The sequence below is a fragment of the Kitasatospora sp. NPDC058243 genome, assembly GCF_042882025.1.
GTDB lineage: Bacteria > Actinomycetota > Actinomycetes > Streptomycetales > Streptomycetaceae > Kitasatospora.
Genome location: NZ_JBHVWW010000067.1, coordinates 37633 through 50848 on the forward strand (window position 1 = coordinate 37633; position 13216 = coordinate 50848).

At 73.2% G+C, this 13216-nt stretch carries 15 protein-coding genes; 8 read left to right on the plus strand and 7 right to left on the minus strand.

All coding sequences use genetic code 11. The features are described from left to right. Positions 1 to 33 precede the first annotated feature (33 nt). The gene (locus ACFVX9_RS32100) at positions 34 to 240 is read right to left on the minus strand and encodes a DUF397 domain-containing protein (protein WP_387984912.1); all 207 of its coding nucleotides are present in this window, start codon (positions 238 to 240) and stop codon (positions 34 to 36) included. Continuing rightward, entirely contained in the window at positions 230 to 1066 is an 837-nt protein-coding gene (locus ACFVX9_RS32105) for a helix-turn-helix domain-containing protein (RefSeq protein ID WP_387984915.1), read from the minus strand. The genes ACFVX9_RS32100 and ACFVX9_RS32105 overlap by 11 nt, the downstream gene beginning before the upstream one ends. A 118-nt stretch (positions 1067 to 1184) precedes the next feature. Here ACFVX9_RS32105 and ACFVX9_RS32110 point away from each other — a divergent pair, with 118 nt between their 5' ends. The 3 genes from ACFVX9_RS32110 (at position 1185) to ACFVX9_RS32120 (ending at position 2175) form a co-directional block, all read left to right on the plus strand. Next, positions 1185 to 1385 (plus strand): hypothetical protein, encoded by a 201-nt coding sequence (locus tag ACFVX9_RS32110; protein ID WP_387984919.1) that lies wholly within the window; start codon positions 1185 to 1187, stop codon positions 1383 to 1385. Next, complete coding sequence (locus tag ACFVX9_RS32115) at positions 1385 to 1633, plus strand: hypothetical protein (RefSeq protein WP_387984922.1); 249 nt, start codon at positions 1385 to 1387, stop codon at positions 1631 to 1633. The genes ACFVX9_RS32110 and ACFVX9_RS32115 overlap by 1 nt, the downstream gene beginning before the upstream one ends. A gap of 74 nt (positions 1634 to 1707) precedes the next feature. Beyond that, positions 1708 to 2175: an NUDIX domain-containing protein gene (locus tag ACFVX9_RS32120; protein WP_387984925.1), complete on the plus strand. Its 468-nt coding sequence runs from the start codon at positions 1708 to 1710 to the stop codon at positions 2173 to 2175. Positions 2176 to 2350: 175 nt separating this feature from the next. On the opposite strand, the gene ACFVX9_RS32125 is transcribed toward ACFVX9_RS32120, so the two are convergent. Beyond that, positions 2351 to 3073 carry a histone deacetylase gene (locus tag ACFVX9_RS32125; protein WP_387984928.1) on the minus strand — a complete coding sequence of 241 codons (723 nt, stop codon included), beginning with the start codon at positions 3071 to 3073 and terminating at the stop codon, positions 2351 to 2353. 323 nt (positions 3074 to 3396) lie between these two features. On the opposite strand from ACFVX9_RS32125, the gene ACFVX9_RS32130 reads away from it, so the two are divergent. The 4 genes from ACFVX9_RS32130 to ACFVX9_RS32145 all read left to right on the plus strand — a co-directional run bounded on the left by ACFVX9_RS32130 (position 3397) and on the right by ACFVX9_RS32145 (position 9206). After that, positions 3397 to 7380, plus strand: a complete 3984-nt coding sequence (locus ACFVX9_RS32130; protein WP_387984931.1) for a Pls/PosA family non-ribosomal peptide synthetase — start codon at positions 3397 to 3399, stop codon at positions 7378 to 7380. Between the two features lie 97 nt (positions 7381 to 7477). Beyond that, a complete protein-coding gene (locus ACFVX9_RS32135) occupies positions 7478 to 7690 on the plus strand; it encodes a DUF4287 domain-containing protein (RefSeq protein WP_063352910.1) in 213 nt (70 codons plus the stop codon). Between the two features lie 320 nt (positions 7691 to 8010). Then, entirely contained in the window at positions 8011 to 8598 is a 588-nt protein-coding gene (locus ACFVX9_RS32140) for a hypothetical protein (protein WP_063352909.1), read from the plus strand. Positions 8599 to 8699: 101 nt separating this feature from the next. Further along, positions 8700 to 9206, plus strand: coding sequence for a DUF6882 domain-containing protein (locus ACFVX9_RS32145; RefSeq protein WP_387984934.1), 507 nt, complete (start codon positions 8700 to 8702; stop codon positions 9204 to 9206). Positions 9207 to 9274: 68 nt separating this feature from the next. On the opposite strand, the gene ACFVX9_RS32150 is transcribed toward ACFVX9_RS32145, so the two are convergent. From ACFVX9_RS32150 to ACFVX9_RS32165, 4 genes are all read right to left on the minus strand, one after another. Then, a complete protein-coding gene (locus ACFVX9_RS32150; RefSeq protein ID WP_387984937.1) occupies positions 9275 to 9916 on the minus strand; it encodes a flavin reductase family protein in 642 nt (213 codons plus the stop codon). A gap of 196 nt (positions 9917 to 10112) precedes the next feature. Beyond that, positions 10113 to 10745, minus strand: coding sequence for a carbonic anhydrase (locus ACFVX9_RS32155; RefSeq protein ID WP_387984939.1), 633 nt, complete (start codon positions 10743 to 10745; stop codon positions 10113 to 10115). Positions 10746 to 10972: 227 nt separating this feature from the next. After that, on the minus strand, positions 10973 to 11593 hold the full coding sequence (locus ACFVX9_RS32160) for a PASTA domain-containing protein (RefSeq protein ID WP_380376066.1): 621 nt from the start codon (positions 11591 to 11593) through the stop codon (positions 10973 to 10975). Next, positions 11593 to 12132 (minus strand): SigE family RNA polymerase sigma factor, encoded by a 540-nt coding sequence (locus tag ACFVX9_RS32165; RefSeq protein WP_380376134.1) that lies wholly within the window; start codon positions 12130 to 12132, stop codon positions 11593 to 11595. The genes ACFVX9_RS32160 and ACFVX9_RS32165 overlap by 1 nt, the downstream gene beginning before the upstream one ends. A gap of 347 nt (positions 12133 to 12479) precedes the next feature. Here ACFVX9_RS32165 and sigK point away from each other — a divergent pair, with 347 nt between their 5' ends. Beyond that, the gene (gene sigK, locus ACFVX9_RS32170; RefSeq protein WP_387984955.1) at positions 12480 to 13073 is read left to right on the plus strand and encodes an ECF RNA polymerase sigma factor SigK; all 594 of its coding nucleotides are present in this window, start codon (positions 12480 to 12482) and stop codon (positions 13071 to 13073) included. The last annotated feature ends 143 nt before the right edge of the window (positions 13074 to 13216 follow it).

Sequence of the window (13216 nt, forward strand, 5' to 3'; positions counted from 1 at the left end):
GGGGATGACTTCCCACTCTGGCGTCAGGTAGGCCTAGTTGGCGTCGAACTCGCCGGCGCCGACGGCGGTGACGAAGGCCTGCCAGGCATCGGCGGGGAAGGCGAGGGCTTGGCCGTCGGGGTCCTTGGAGTCGCGGACCGGGACGATACCGGGGAAGCCGTCCGCTACCTCGATGCATTCGCCGCCTTGGCCGCTGAACGTGCTCTTGCGCCAGCGAGCGCCGGATAGGTCAAGGTGCACTTTCAAGTTCCTTCCGTACTGCGCGGATCAGCTCAAGCGACGGGGCCAGAGGCAGTGCCTCGGCTTGCAGCCGATCGTACTCCCTGGCCCAGCCTGCGAGGGTTTCGGCGTCGCGCTCCAGATGGCCGCGCAGGTGGCTCTCCGAATAGCCGAGCAGCGAACGATTCGGCATCGTCAGAAGCGTCACCGGGTGTGCGAACGGCCGGTGCTCTCCGAGACCGAGCGGAGCTACCTGGATGGTCATGTTCGGTAGACCGGCCAACTCCTCCAGGTGGGCCAGCTGGCTCACCATCACCGCTGGTCCGCCGATTGGCCGTCGCAGGCTCCACTCGTCGAGTACGGCCTGGACGTATGGCGGAGACGGTCGGTTGATCCGTTCCTGTCGGGTGAGGAGGAACCGCATGCGCTCGTCGGCCTGCTGCTGAGTGACGGTCCCGCGCGTGACCGGTGCCTGTTCATAGGCTGCCGCATACTCGGGAGTCTGCAGCAGCCCTGAGATGACCCCGATCTGGAAGAGCCGGATGGTGGTCGCCTCGGCTTCCTTGTCGGCGTACTCAGGGAAACCCTCTATCAGGATGCTGTGTTCGAGCTGGTCGAGCATCAGGCCGAGCGTGCCGCCGGTGGCGAGGTGCTCGTCCACGAGATCGACGAATCGGCGGCTCGGCGCGCGGATGCCGCGCTCGATGCTGGAGATGTAGGCGCCGGAGTAGGCGATGGCCTCTCCGAGTTCCGTCTGGGTCAGGCCGCGTGCCTCGCGTGAACGGCGGAGCTGAATCCCGAGGGTCGCGTAGGGAGATGACGCAGGATCAAGCTTCTTACGGTTCATGATGCTTCCCAACTGAACCATGCTGAACTGGCGACTTCAGATGCTTCCCTAGGAGGGGGTCGTTCCGCAAGTCTTTCCCACACAGAACGTGAAGGATCGACAGCGGAAGGTTACTCCCATGGGTGATGTCCAAGTGCCCCGGCTGCACGGCTACGGGGTGCGGTGGGACCCGGAGGGCCGGTGTTACCGGGTGCGGAACGAGACGACGGGGGAGTGGCTGCGCAGCGGCACCTCGGGTGAGCTGGCCTCCTTCTCCTCGTTCTCCGCCGCCTACAGCGCCTGGCGGGGGTTCGAGGTTCGGCGGCAGGTGGGGGCGTGATGGGATCCGTCCTCAACCGCGCCACGGCAGACCAGCGACGCCAGGCGGCCGACGTCGTCGACGACCTGACCACTGTCCTCGCCCTGGCCGGGGTGAAGCTGCCGTCCATCGAGGTGGATTGGGAGCACGGCCGCAGGACGGGCTGCTACCTCGTCAGCTTGGGCTGCGCCCGTCCGTCCGAACTCCTGCGGGTGGTCGACCTGTTGCGCAAGGGCCTGCGTTACGAGCGCCTCACGCGTGACGGCTGAACTCCTGGTCCACCTGCTGTGGTGGGCGGGCTTCTCCCTCGTACTCCTTGCCGCCCTCAGGAAGTGAACCCCCGATGCGCGACCCCCGCCTTCTCGCCAAGCCGCCCGTGTGCCGGCTCGGCTGCCTCGCCCTCGTCCGCAACCCGCGCGGCGACGTCCTGCTCGTCGACCCGGACTACATGGACGGGATGATCCTGCCCGGCGGCGCCGCCCAACCCAACGAGCCCCCCAACCTCGCCGCCGCCCGCCGCCTCCTCGCCGAGACCGGCCTCAACCTGCGTCTCGCCGACGTCCTGGCTGTCGACTTCACCCCCGCCGACCGTTACCTGGAACGCCTCAACCTGGTCTTCGACGGCGGCACCGTGCGCGACGACACCCGCCTCACCGTCCCGCCCCGGCACCGCAGCGGCCTGTTCGGCGCCCGCTTCGTCCCCGCCCACGAACTCCCGGACGTCATGGCCCCCGCTCAGGCCGCCCGCGCTGCCGAAGCGCTCGCCAACCGCGCCGTCCCCCTCCTCCTGCACGGCCAACGCTCAAGCTGAAGGGCGTGATCTTAAAACCGCCTTTGACGAAGCCGCCGGGTGGCCGCCGCCGGCCGCCGCCACCCGCCGGCGGGAAGCGCCGGGCCGTCCGTGCGGTGGCCTGGCGTTTCCTTTGCCTGATGTGGCCGGAACCCGCGCAGTTGTCACCGTACGGTCACCACGGGGTGAACAACACCTAAAGGTCCAGACCACCGCCCAGTGCGGCCAGGACGTCCGCCGGGTTCCAGTGCCCGGCGGCGCCCGGGCGGGAGGCCAGGTAGTCGGCGCAGTGGCGCGCGTTCCAGCCGTGGGACTCGGCCAGGCCTGCGGCCAGGGTGCGCAGATAGGGCGCCGAGGGTGGATTGAGTGCGGCGCCGGCCAGGCCTTCGGGGGCGGTGAAGGTCAGCAGTGGGTGCCCGTCCAACTCGCCCGCGTGTACCAGCGTCTCGTACCGGCCGGGCCCGAGCCGGTCGCGTCCGTGCGTGAGGGTGCGAGTGAGGTCGAGGTCGGTGTCGGGGGAGCGGCGCATCTCCTGGGCGGCGATGTCGCTGAACTGACTGACCGTCATCAAGTAGGCGCGGCAGGGGAGTTCGCCCGGTGCGTCCGGATCGTAGAAGCCGCTGCCGCCGCCCCACACCGCCGACTCCCGCGCGAAGTACAGCGTGCCGGGCAGGGTCGTGGCCACGTCCCGGCGCGGCGGGTGGTGGTCGCGGCAGCCGGGGTAGGTGTGCGCGCCGCCGTCGGGGCGGCCGCCGCGCAGGTAGCAGGCGAGCCGGGCGGCGTGCAGGTTCGACCCGTACGCCGCGTACCAGACGAGCCGCACGCCGCCCTCCGCGCCGCCCTCCGCACTGCCGGACGCGCCGTCCCCGAGGCCGCCCCCACCCCCGGCGGGCCACCGGCGGGATCCGGCCACCATCATCGCTAAACCTCCAGATTTGGTGGGTCCGCTTTCACTACCGGTAGTGTCCCCGCCGCTATGGCGTAGACCACTCTTCGCCTTCCCGTCATATGCCTCCTGCCTCCGGCGATTACCCTTCGCCACCGAAAGCGATCGAAAAACCCCGAAATGACTTTCGAATCGTTCCCTGATGCCCCCATATGTCGCCGAAAATGAAAAGTTCCTTTGACTCCACCTCCACGGCATCCAGCGGGCTCCCAGTGGAGTCATGGTGAGTGAGGCACCACGCAAGGTGACTCCCCGCATTCATCCTTAATGACTACTCCCAGCCGAGGACACTCCTTATGGACGCACGCCAGGACATGGCAGGCCCGGGAACGCTGAACCGTCCCGGGCCCGCTCACGCCGCCGGTTGGCCGGCCGTCCGGCCCGCGCACCCCCGCAGCCTGCTCGACATCGTCACCGCCACCGCCGACGCCCACCCGCACGCACCCGCGCTGGACACCGGCACCGCCGTACTCGACTACCGCGCCCTCATGCACGAGGTCGACACCCTCGCCGGCGTCCTCGCCGGGCACGGCATCGGCGCCGGGGACCGGGTCGGCGTGCGCATCCCCTCCGGCACCGCCGACCTGTACGTCGCCATCCTGGCCGTGCTGCGCTGCGGCGCCGCCTACGTGCCCGTCGACGCCGACGACCCCGACGAGCGCGCCGACATGATCTGGCAGGACGCCCAGGTGTGCGCCGTCCTCGGCGCCGAACGCCGGCTCGCCCCCGGCTCCGGGGCCGGGCCCCGCGGCAACCCCGCCTGGCCCACCCCCGCCGACGACGCGTGGATCATCTTCACCTCCGGCACCACCGGCCGCCCCAAGGGCGTCGCCGTCACCCACCGCTCCGCGGCCGCCTTCGTCGACGCCGAGGCCCGCCTCTTCCTGCGGCAGCAGCCGCTCGGCCCCGGCGACCGCGTCCTGGCCGGCCTGTCGGTGGCCTTCGACGCCTCCTGCGAGGAGATGTGGCTGGCCTGGCGCCACGGCGCCTGCCTGGTGCCCGCCCCCCGCTCCCTCGTCAAGGCCGGCACCGACCTCGGCCCCTGGCTCGTCGAACGCCGCATCACCGCCATCTCCACCGTCCCCACCCTGCTCGCCCTGTGGCCGCAGGAGTGCCTGGACGCCGTGCGCCTGATCATCGTCGGCGGCGAGGCCTGCCCCGCCGAACTCGTCGAGCGCCTCGCCACCCCCGGCCGCGAGTTCTGGAACACCTACGGCCCCACCGAGACCACCGTCGTCGCCACCGCCGCCCGCATGCTCCCCGGCCAGCCCGTACGCATCGGCACCCCCCTGGACGGCTGGGAGATCGCCGTCGTCGACGCCGCCGGCCACCCCGTCCCCTGGTACGAGACCGGCGAACTCCTCATCACCGGCATCGGCACCGCCCGCTACCTCGACCCCGCCAAGGACGCCGAGAAGTTCAGCGCCCACCCCGCCCTCGCCTCCCCGCGCGTCTACCGCAGCGGCGACCTCGTGCGCAACGACCCCGAAGGCCTCGTCTTCGTCGGCCGCGCCGACGACCAGATCAAACTCGGCGGCCGGCGCATCGAACTCGGCGAGATCGACGCCGCCCTCCAGGCCCTGCCCGGCATCCGCGCCGCGGCCGCTGCCGTCCGCAAGAGCCCCGCCGGCGCCGACCTGCTGGTCGGCTACCTCGTCGCCCAGCCCGGCACCACCCCCGACCTCACCGCCGCCCGCCAGCACCTGCTCGGACGCCTGCCCGCCCCGCTCGTGCCCGTCCTCGCCCTCGTCGACTCCCTGCCCACCCGCACCTCCGGCAAGGTCGACCGCAACGCCCTGCCCTGGCCGCTCGCCACCACCGGCACCGCCACCCCCGGCACCGCCGCCCCTCTGGACGGCACCGCCGGCTGGCTCGCCGGCCGCTGGGAGAGCATGCTCGGCACGGCCCCCGGCCACGGCGACGACTTCTTCGCCCTCGGCGGCTCCAGCCTCACCGCCGCCCGCCTCGTCTCCGAACTGCGCACCCGCCACCCCGGCGTCTCCGTCGCCGACCTCTACGCCCACCCCGTTCTCGGCGACCTCGCCGACTACCTCGACAACCTCGCCGGCCCCCCTCATACCGGCGGCGCCGCACACACCCCCACCCCCGCCCCCGTCCGCACCGTGCGCCGCACCCCCGCCAGCGCCGGCCTGTGGCAGACCCTCATCCTGCTCGGCGTCTTCGGCATCTCCGGACTGCGCTGGATCCTCGCCCTCACCGCCTTCGACAACCTCATCGGCAGCCAACTCAGCTGGGCCCCGCACAGCTCCTGGTGGCCCGTCGCCGCCGGCCTCCTCCTCTTCTACAGCGCCCCCGGCCGCACCCTCCTCGCCGCCGGCAGCGCCCGCCTGCTCACCGCCGGCCTGCGCCCCGGCAGCCACCCCCGCGGCGGCCAGGCCCACCTGCGACTGTGGGCCGCCGAACGCGCCGTCACCCTCTTCGGCGTCGGCGCCCTCGCCGGCACCCCCTGGGCCCGCCGCTACGCCCGCGCGCTCGGCTGCCGCATCGGCACCGGCGTCCTCCTGCACACCCTGCCCCCCGTCACCGGCCTCGCCCGCATCGGCGCCGGCGCCACCGTCGAACCCGAAGCCGACATCGCCGGCTGGTGGCTCGACGGCGACACCCTCCACCTCGGCCGCATCGACATCGGCGACGGCGCCCGCATCGGCGGCCGCTCCACCCTCATGCCCGGCGCCCGCATCGGCGCCGGCGCCGACATCGCCCCCGGCTCCTGCGTCACCGGCGCCGTACCCGCCGGCGAACACTGGCACGGCTCCCCGGCCCGGCCCTCCACCGAGGCCCGCACCACCTGGCCCGCAGCCGCCGCCACCCCCCGCTCCCGCTTCTGGAACCTCGCCTACGGCGTCGGCCTGACCGTCTTCGGCCTCCTGCCGATCATCGCCGCCCTCCCCGCCCTCGCCATCGTCTTCACGATGGTCGACACCGACCGCACCCTCACCGCGGCCCTCCTCCAACTCCTGCCCGCCACCATCCCGCTGGCCGCCCTCACCCTGGTGTGCCACGCCACGCTGATAGCGATCATGGTCCGCCTCCTGTCCATCCCGCTGCGCCCCGGCTTCCACCCCGCCCACGGCCGCGTCGCCTACTGCGCCTGGGCCGTCACCCGGCTCAGCGACACCGCCCGGCGCACCCTCTTCCCCTTCTACGCCAGCCTCTTCACCCCGGTGTGGCTGCGCCTGCTCGGCGCCAAGGTCGGCCGCCGTGTCGAAGCCTCCACCGTCCTCGCCCTGCCCGGCCTGATGCGCGTCGACGACGGCGCCTTCCTCGCCGACGACACCCTCGTCGCCCCCTACGAACTGCGCGGCGGCTGGCTGCACATCGGCCCCTCGCACGTCGGGCGCCGCTCCTTCGTCGGCAACTCCGGCATCGTCGGCCCCGGCCGCCGACTGCCCGACAACTCCCTCGTCGGCGTCCTGTCCGACACCCCCGTCAACGCCCCCGAAGGCTCCTCCTGGCTCGGCCGCCCCGCCTTCGCCCTGCCGCGCGTCGCGGCCGCCGGCGGCGACGCCCGCACCTACAACCCGCCCCGGCGCCTGATGTGGGCCCGCGCCGGCGTCGAACTGTGCCGCCTGCTGCCCATCGTCCTCGCCGCCCTCCTCGGCGACCTCGTCCTCGCCACCCTCCAGGAACTGCGCGACGACTACGGCCTGCCGCGCGCCCTCGCCGCCGCCGGCCTCGTCCTCATCGGCGCCGCCCTCATCGCCTGCCTGGTCACCACCGCCGCCAAGTGGCTCCTCGTCGGACGCTTCCGCGTCGCCGAACACCCCCTGTGGTCCACCTTCGTGTGGCGCAACGAGCTCTACGACAGCTTCGTCGAGGAACTCGCCATGCCCTTCGGCGGCTCCAGCATCACCGGCACGCCCTACCTCAACGCCTGGCTGCGCAGCCTCGGCGCCCACATCGGGCGCGGCGTGTGGTGCGAGACCCACTGGCTGCCCGAGAGCGACCTCGTCACCGTCGAGGCCGGCGCCAGCGTCAACCGCGGCACCGTCCTGCAGACCCACCTCTTCCACGACCGGGTCATGCGCCTGGGCCCCGTCCACCTCGGCCCCGGCTCCACCACCGGCCCGCACTCCATCGTCCTGCTCAACTCCTCCCTCGGCGCCGGCACCACCGTCGGCCCCGCCTCCCTGGTCATGCGCGGCGAGAACGTCCCCGGCACCACCCGCTGGCTCGGCAACCCCGTCGCCGCCTGGAACGCCGACCCCGCCCTCGCCCCCGTCGCCGGGCGGCGGGCCAAGCGCAAGGTCGGAGTATGACGCAGATCACTTCGGCCGGGCGATGAGTTGACGATGCGGTCGCGGTCCTACCTGGGTAGACCGCGACCGCATCCGTTCCCGAAAGGGCGTACCGACCATGACCGCCACCCCCGCCAAGGGCCCCGCCAGCTACTTCCCGTCCATCGAGAAGAAGTACGGCCGACCCGTCGCCGAGTGGAAGGACCTCATCCGGGCCTCCCCGCTCGGCAAGCACATGGAGCTCGTCGCCTGGCTCAAGACCGAGCACGGCCTCGGCCACGGCCACGCCAACGCCCTCGTCGCCCACACCCTCGCCGAAGCGGCGGCCTGAGCCCGCCGTGCGGCTCTGCCGGTGACGCCCGGCCCCCGGCTCTGCTGGTGACGCCCGCCTGCGCCCCGTGGCGGGTGGTGGGCCGGCGGACGACGACGGGGCCGGGGCCGCCTGCGGCACGATCGGGAAGCAGGCGGCCCCGGACCCGGGTCGTTCCGTACGGGCGGGGCATCGACCGCGATGCCCGTACGGCTGCGGTCGGGACTATTCGACGACTTCAACAGCACTTGAAGTCAAGCCCCCGGCGGCCCGGGGCGCCACAGGGCGGGGTAGCCTCGCTCCCGGCGGGGGCCGGCGGACGAGGTTTCAGGGGCGGTCGAATGGAACAGCAACAGCGCGGCTACTGGCGGGTCGCGGACGGTTCGGCGGTCAGCTCCACCCAGGCCCAGGTCGCCTGGACCAGGGCCGCCTACCCGGCCCTGGTGGACGTGGCCCGCCGCTACCACGCGGTGATCACCTACTCCGAACTGGCCGAGACCGTCCAGGAGGCGGCCGGCGTGCGCACCCGGGTGCACCAGCGCACCTGGATCGGCAAAGTCCTGGCCCTGGTGGTGCGCGAGGCACACCGCCGCGGGGACCCGCCGCTGACCGCACTGGTGGTCCACTCCACCGACGGCATGGTCGGCGTCGGCTACCAGGAAGTACTGGCCGTGGCCGGACAGCCGCCGCTCGCAGCGGACATGGACCGCGAACACCACGCCGCCGCCGCCCGCCTCGCCTGCTACCGGCACTTCGGCGCCCAACTGCCCGCCGACGGCGGCACCCCCGCCCTGGCCCCGCGCCTGCAAGCGGCCGTCAACCGCAAGGCGGCCGCCGCCACCCCGCCCCGCCCCCCGGCGATCTGCCCCTCCTGCTTCCTCCAACTGCCCGCCACCCGCATCTGCGACTCCTGCGGCGCCAGCGCGTAGGGGCTCTCTTCCGGATCACGCCGGGGTGGGGCCGACGGGCCCGGACGGAGCAGCAGGCCGGATGGGATGATCTTGCCGGCAGTTCCGTACGAGGAGGCACGGTGGACGACCACTCGAAGCACGACCACTCCCGGTGGGAGGGCGTCGTGATCGCGGCCCGCGAACGTGCCCGCTCGCGGCAGGCCCTCATGGTCGAGCGCTTCGGACTGTCAGGCGACGTGCAGTACCACTGGTCGATGGACGACGCGCGGATCACCTGGTCGCGCAGGAGGAAGTGGTCGCGCAAGAGCGAGGTGTTCCTCACCGGCCGGCTCACGATGATCGGCAGCGTCAGCCTCGCCCGGCAGACCTGGCTGTGGTCCTGGGCGAACGAGTCGCTGCCGCCCGCCGTCCTGGGCGACATCGAACAGGTACGGCGCTTCGGCGAGGACAACGACTTCCCCGTCCTGCCGCGGCCGGGCTTCGACTCCCACCCCGAACTCGTCGCCGAGGCGCGGGTGGTCGCGGCCTCGGTGCTCGACGCCGACGGGCTGTGGATGGAGTCGACGGACGACACCGAGCTCCACTTCCTGCTCCACGACCTGGTGCCCGCCGCGGCGGGCGACTAGACGGACGGCCGGGCGGGAAGCCAGACGGCCGGGCGGGCGGCGGGGGCTCGCGGACCTGCGGCGGGGCGTCAGGCCCGGACGCCGGCGGGCAGACGGCCCGGCATCTGCCAGCCCTCGGCGAGGCGGGAAGGGGCGAGCCGGCGCCCGTCGCCGAAGAACTCGCAGAACTTCATGATCAGCGGATCCCAGCCGAGCGGGTCCACGTAGTGGTCCGTGCCGGGCACGATCAGGCGCTCCTCCACGTGCGCGCGCACCACGGTGACCTCGAAAGCGGTGCACTGCGGGTTGCCCGCCAGCGGCGTGGCCGCCTCCAACCGGCACTCCAACTGGACCGGGCACTCGGCGACGCGCGGCGCCCGCACCAGCTCCGACGGCTGCTCGGTGAGCCCGGCGGCGGCGAACTTGCCCCGCTCGAAGCGGTAGCCCTGCTGGCGCCGGCGCTCGGTCACATCCGGGTTGGCGGTCAGCAGCGCGAGGGCGTCGACGGCGTCCACCTGCCCGGAGGAGGGCAGGTTGAGCACGCACTCGCCCTCGCGCCGCAGGTTGACGGCCGTCTGGGCAGTGTTGCCGAGGCCCAGCACGCAGGACTGCCCCAGCCACCACGCCGAGGACATCGGCGCCAGGTTGGCGCCGCCGTCCTCGTTGCGCGAGCTGATCAGCACCACCGGGGTGCCGAAGTAGAGGACCTTGAGATCGGTGGCCTTGTGCACGGGAATGCCGTCCTTGGGTGGGAAACCGTTGCCGGCCTCCGACTCTGCCCCCGCCCGGGTGCGGGCGCTGGCGGTGATCGGACACGGCGTTCCCGGCCCCGGCGGACGGCCCTGTACGCGGGGCGGCCCTACGTTGGCCGGCCCTACGCGCCGGTTCGGCCGTACGGGCCGGTTCAGCACCCGTACGGGCCGACGGTCAGAACGCGGCGCTGACCGCACCGCGAGCGGCCACCGTACGAGCCTGGCCGTCGCGCAGCCGGTAGGACAGGCCCACGACGGCCGCCGAGCCCTCGGCCACCTTGGCGGCCAGCAGCTGGGAACGCTCCAGCAGCAGGTCCACGGTCTGGCGGATGTGCTCGTCGACGATCCCGTCCGGGTCCTCGATGCCCGCGGCCCGGGCCGACACCACGCTCGGGGTGACCCGCTCCACCACGTCCCGCACGAAGCCGCCCGGCAGCCGCCCCTGGTCCAGCGCCTCGATCGCCGCGCCCACCGCGCCGCACGAGTCGTGCCCCAGTACCACCACCAGCGGACACTCCAGCACGCTCACCCCGTACTCGATGCTGCCCAGCGCCTCCGCCCCGGTGACGTGCCCGGCCGTCCGCACCACGAACAGGTCGCCCAGCCCCCGGTCGAAGATGATCTCGGCCGCCAGCCGGGAGTCCGAACAGCCGAACAGCACCGCGAAGGGCCGCTGCGCCGGCGCGAGGGCGGCCCTGCGCCCGGCGTCCTGGTTGGGGTGCTCCGGGCTGCCCGCGACGAAACGGGCATTGCCCTCCATCAGCACCTGCATCGCCTGGTCGGGGCCGGATATCGGTGAGGAGATCATGCCTGCACCCTAGATCGCCGCAGGTGGGGCCCGCAGCAGGGGGCCGGGGCAGGGGGCCGCCACCGCGTCGCTCCTCACCCGGCCGGCCCAGTCCACGGCCCAGTCCACGGCCCGCCCACCCTGCTGCGCACGGCCTTGCCCGGCCGCTTCGCCGCCCGTGTGGCGGGAGGCCGGAGGATATCGTCAACTCGCAGCTTGCGTAGCGGCGTTGGACGCGACAGTGCCGGTCATCGGCCCGGCCTGCCCTTGGAGACGAACACCTGGACCGTCGAGTGCGCAGGTACGGTGTGGCCGGCCTGCGGCACGGAGTTGATGACCGACCCGGCGGGCACGTTCCAGTCGGTGAACTCGTGCACCTCGTAGCGCAGTTCCGCCGTCTCCAGCGCCCTGATGGCCGCGTCCTTGGCCAGATTGGCGACCGGCGGCACACTCACCTGCACCCCGTCGGTCGGCTGCATCGGCGGCGGCGTGGGGGTGCCGAAGGCCATCGAGGGCCCGGGCGCGGGAGCGGACCCGGTGGGGGAGGGCGTGCCGGAGGACATCGGCGCCGAGGCGTTCGCGGGGCCCGCGGGCAGGCCGCCGGAGGGCGACGGACCCGAACCCGGCGCGAGCAGTGCCGCACCCGTGCCGATGGCGACCACCGCGGCCGCCGCCACCGCGCCGCTGAGCACGGTGCGACGGCGCACCGTGCGCCGGATGGCGAGGGCGTCGATGACGGGGGCCGGGGTGTTGTCGGCGAATGCGGTCATGGCGGCGAGGAGTTCCTTGTCGAAGTCGGGGTCGAAGTCGGGGGCGGAGCCGGGGCCAGGGGAGGGGTGGTCGGGATCGTGGGACGGGAAGCGGGTCATCACGCACCTCCGCGCGAGGTCGGCGGCGCGGACGGGACGTCCTGCCGGGGCAGTGCGGACCGCAGTTTCGCGAGGCCGCGGGCGAGTTGGGAGCGCACGGCGCCGGGGGAGATGTCCAGCGTCTGCGCGATCTCCTGGTCCCCCAGGTCGTGGAGGTAGTACAGGACGACCACGGTGCGCATCCCCATCGGCAGCGTGTGCAGCGCCGTGACGAGCTCCGCGCGCAACTCCACCGACCGGTAGGCGTCGCGCGGGTCGGCGTGCTCGGCGCCGGGCGCCGCGCCGGGCCGCTCACCGGAGCGGCTCAGCCGCCGCCAGCGGTCGTTGACCAGGTTCACCAGGATCCGGCGCACGTACGCCTCGGGCGCCTCCGCGGCCGCCACCCGCCGCCAGTTGCGGCAGGACCGTTCCAGCGCCTCCTGGACGAGGTCCTCCGCGGTGTGTGCGTCCCCGGTGAGCACGTACGCCGTCCGGAACAGCGCGCCCGAACGCTGCTGTACGAACTCGACGAAGTCGATCCCGGGACTGGCCCTGCGCAGCCTCACCCGCTGCCCTCGCTCTCTTCACTCTTCTCACTCTTCCGCCGTCGCCTTCGCCCCCATGACGGCCCCCGGCGCCGCCCTGCTGCACCGCCACCGCGAAAGTGACGCGGCTCACAACGCTTCGAGGCCGAACGGGTCGAACGGGCCGGGACCCGAGGCAGCCCGGGGGGCGCGCGGGCACAACGATGCGCAAACGATGCGAGTAGCCCGGGCGATGGCCGCTCCGAGACGGTCGCAGTGTGCACGCACTGATCGACCGGCCGGCCACCCGGCCCCCGGCAGACAAAACTCCCGGCACCGAACCCCCCGGCAGTGAACCCCCGGGCGACGGCGGGCAGGCCGGGCTGCGCGCCCTGGCGGCACGCGTTTCCGGCGGCGACGAGCGGGCCTTCGAGGAGCTGTACGCCGCCACCGCCGGAACCGTCCTGGGCCTCGTGCTGCGGGTGCTGCGCGACCACGCCCAGGCCGAGGAGGTCACCCAGGAGGTGTTCCTGCAGGTGTGGCGGGAGGCGGCGCGCTACCGCCCCGAACGCGGCGAGGTCCTGCCCTGGATGCTCACCCTCGCCCACCGGCGCGCCGTCGACCGGGTCCGTTCCGCCCAGGCCACCGCCGACCGCGACCGCACCGCCGCCCTGCGCGCCTACACCCCGGTCTTCGACGAGGTCGCCGACCAGGTCGAACGCGACCTGGACCGCGGCCGGGAACGCGAACGGGTCCGCCGCGCCCTGGCCACCCTCAGCGACGTCCAGCGCGAATGCCTGCTGCTGGTCTACTACGGCGGCCGCACCCAAGCCCAGGCCGCCGAAGCCCTCGGCGCCCCCCTCGGCACCGTCAAGACCCGCATCCGCGACGCCCTGCTACGCCTGCGCACCCAACTCGCCGACCCCCCACCCCACCCGGCACAGCCCCGAGCCCGCACCTGCCTGCCGAATCTGTAGACCGACCTACATATTCTCCCCGGACCTGCGGTCGTGGTGGGGGGAGAGAGGGGAAGGGGGGGAGGTCCCTTTTTTGCTGGCGGGTTTCTCCGGGTGGGGCCCTTTTCTTCTCCCCCCCCCCCCCCCACCCCCCCCCCCCCCCC

Coding starts and splice junctions, on each gene's coding strand:
- ACFVX9_RS32105 (WP_387984915.1), bottom strand. CDS start 1,066: ATGAACCGTAAGAAGCTTGATCCTGCGTCATCTCCCTACGCGACCCTC.
- ACFVX9_RS32110 (WP_387984919.1), top strand. CDS start 1,185: ATGGGTGATGTCCAAGTGCCCCGGCTGCACGGCTACGGGGTGCGGTGG.
- ACFVX9_RS32115 (WP_387984922.1), top strand. CDS start 1,385: ATGGGATCCGTCCTCAACCGCGCCACGGCAGACCAGCGACGCCAGGCG.
- ACFVX9_RS32120 (WP_387984925.1), top strand. CDS start 1,708: ATGCGCGACCCCCGCCTTCTCGCCAAGCCGCCCGTGTGCCGGCTCGGC.
- ACFVX9_RS32125 (WP_387984928.1), bottom strand. CDS start 3,073: ATGATGGTGGCCGGATCCCGCCGGTGGCCCGCCGGGGGTGGGGGCGGC.
- ACFVX9_RS32130 (WP_387984931.1), top strand. CDS start 3,397: ATGGACGCACGCCAGGACATGGCAGGCCCGGGAACGCTGAACCGTCCC.
- ACFVX9_RS32135 (WP_063352910.1), top strand. CDS start 7,478: ATGACCGCCACCCCCGCCAAGGGCCCCGCCAGCTACTTCCCGTCCATC.
- ACFVX9_RS32140 (WP_063352909.1), top strand. CDS start 8,011: ATGGAACAGCAACAGCGCGGCTACTGGCGGGTCGCGGACGGTTCGGCG.
- ACFVX9_RS32155 (WP_387984939.1), bottom strand. CDS start 10,745: ATGATCTCCTCACCGATATCCGGCCCCGACCAGGCGATGCAGGTGCTG.
- ACFVX9_RS32160 (WP_380376066.1), bottom strand. CDS start 11,593: ATGACCCGCTTCCCGTCCCACGATCCCGACCACCCCTCCCCTGGCCCC.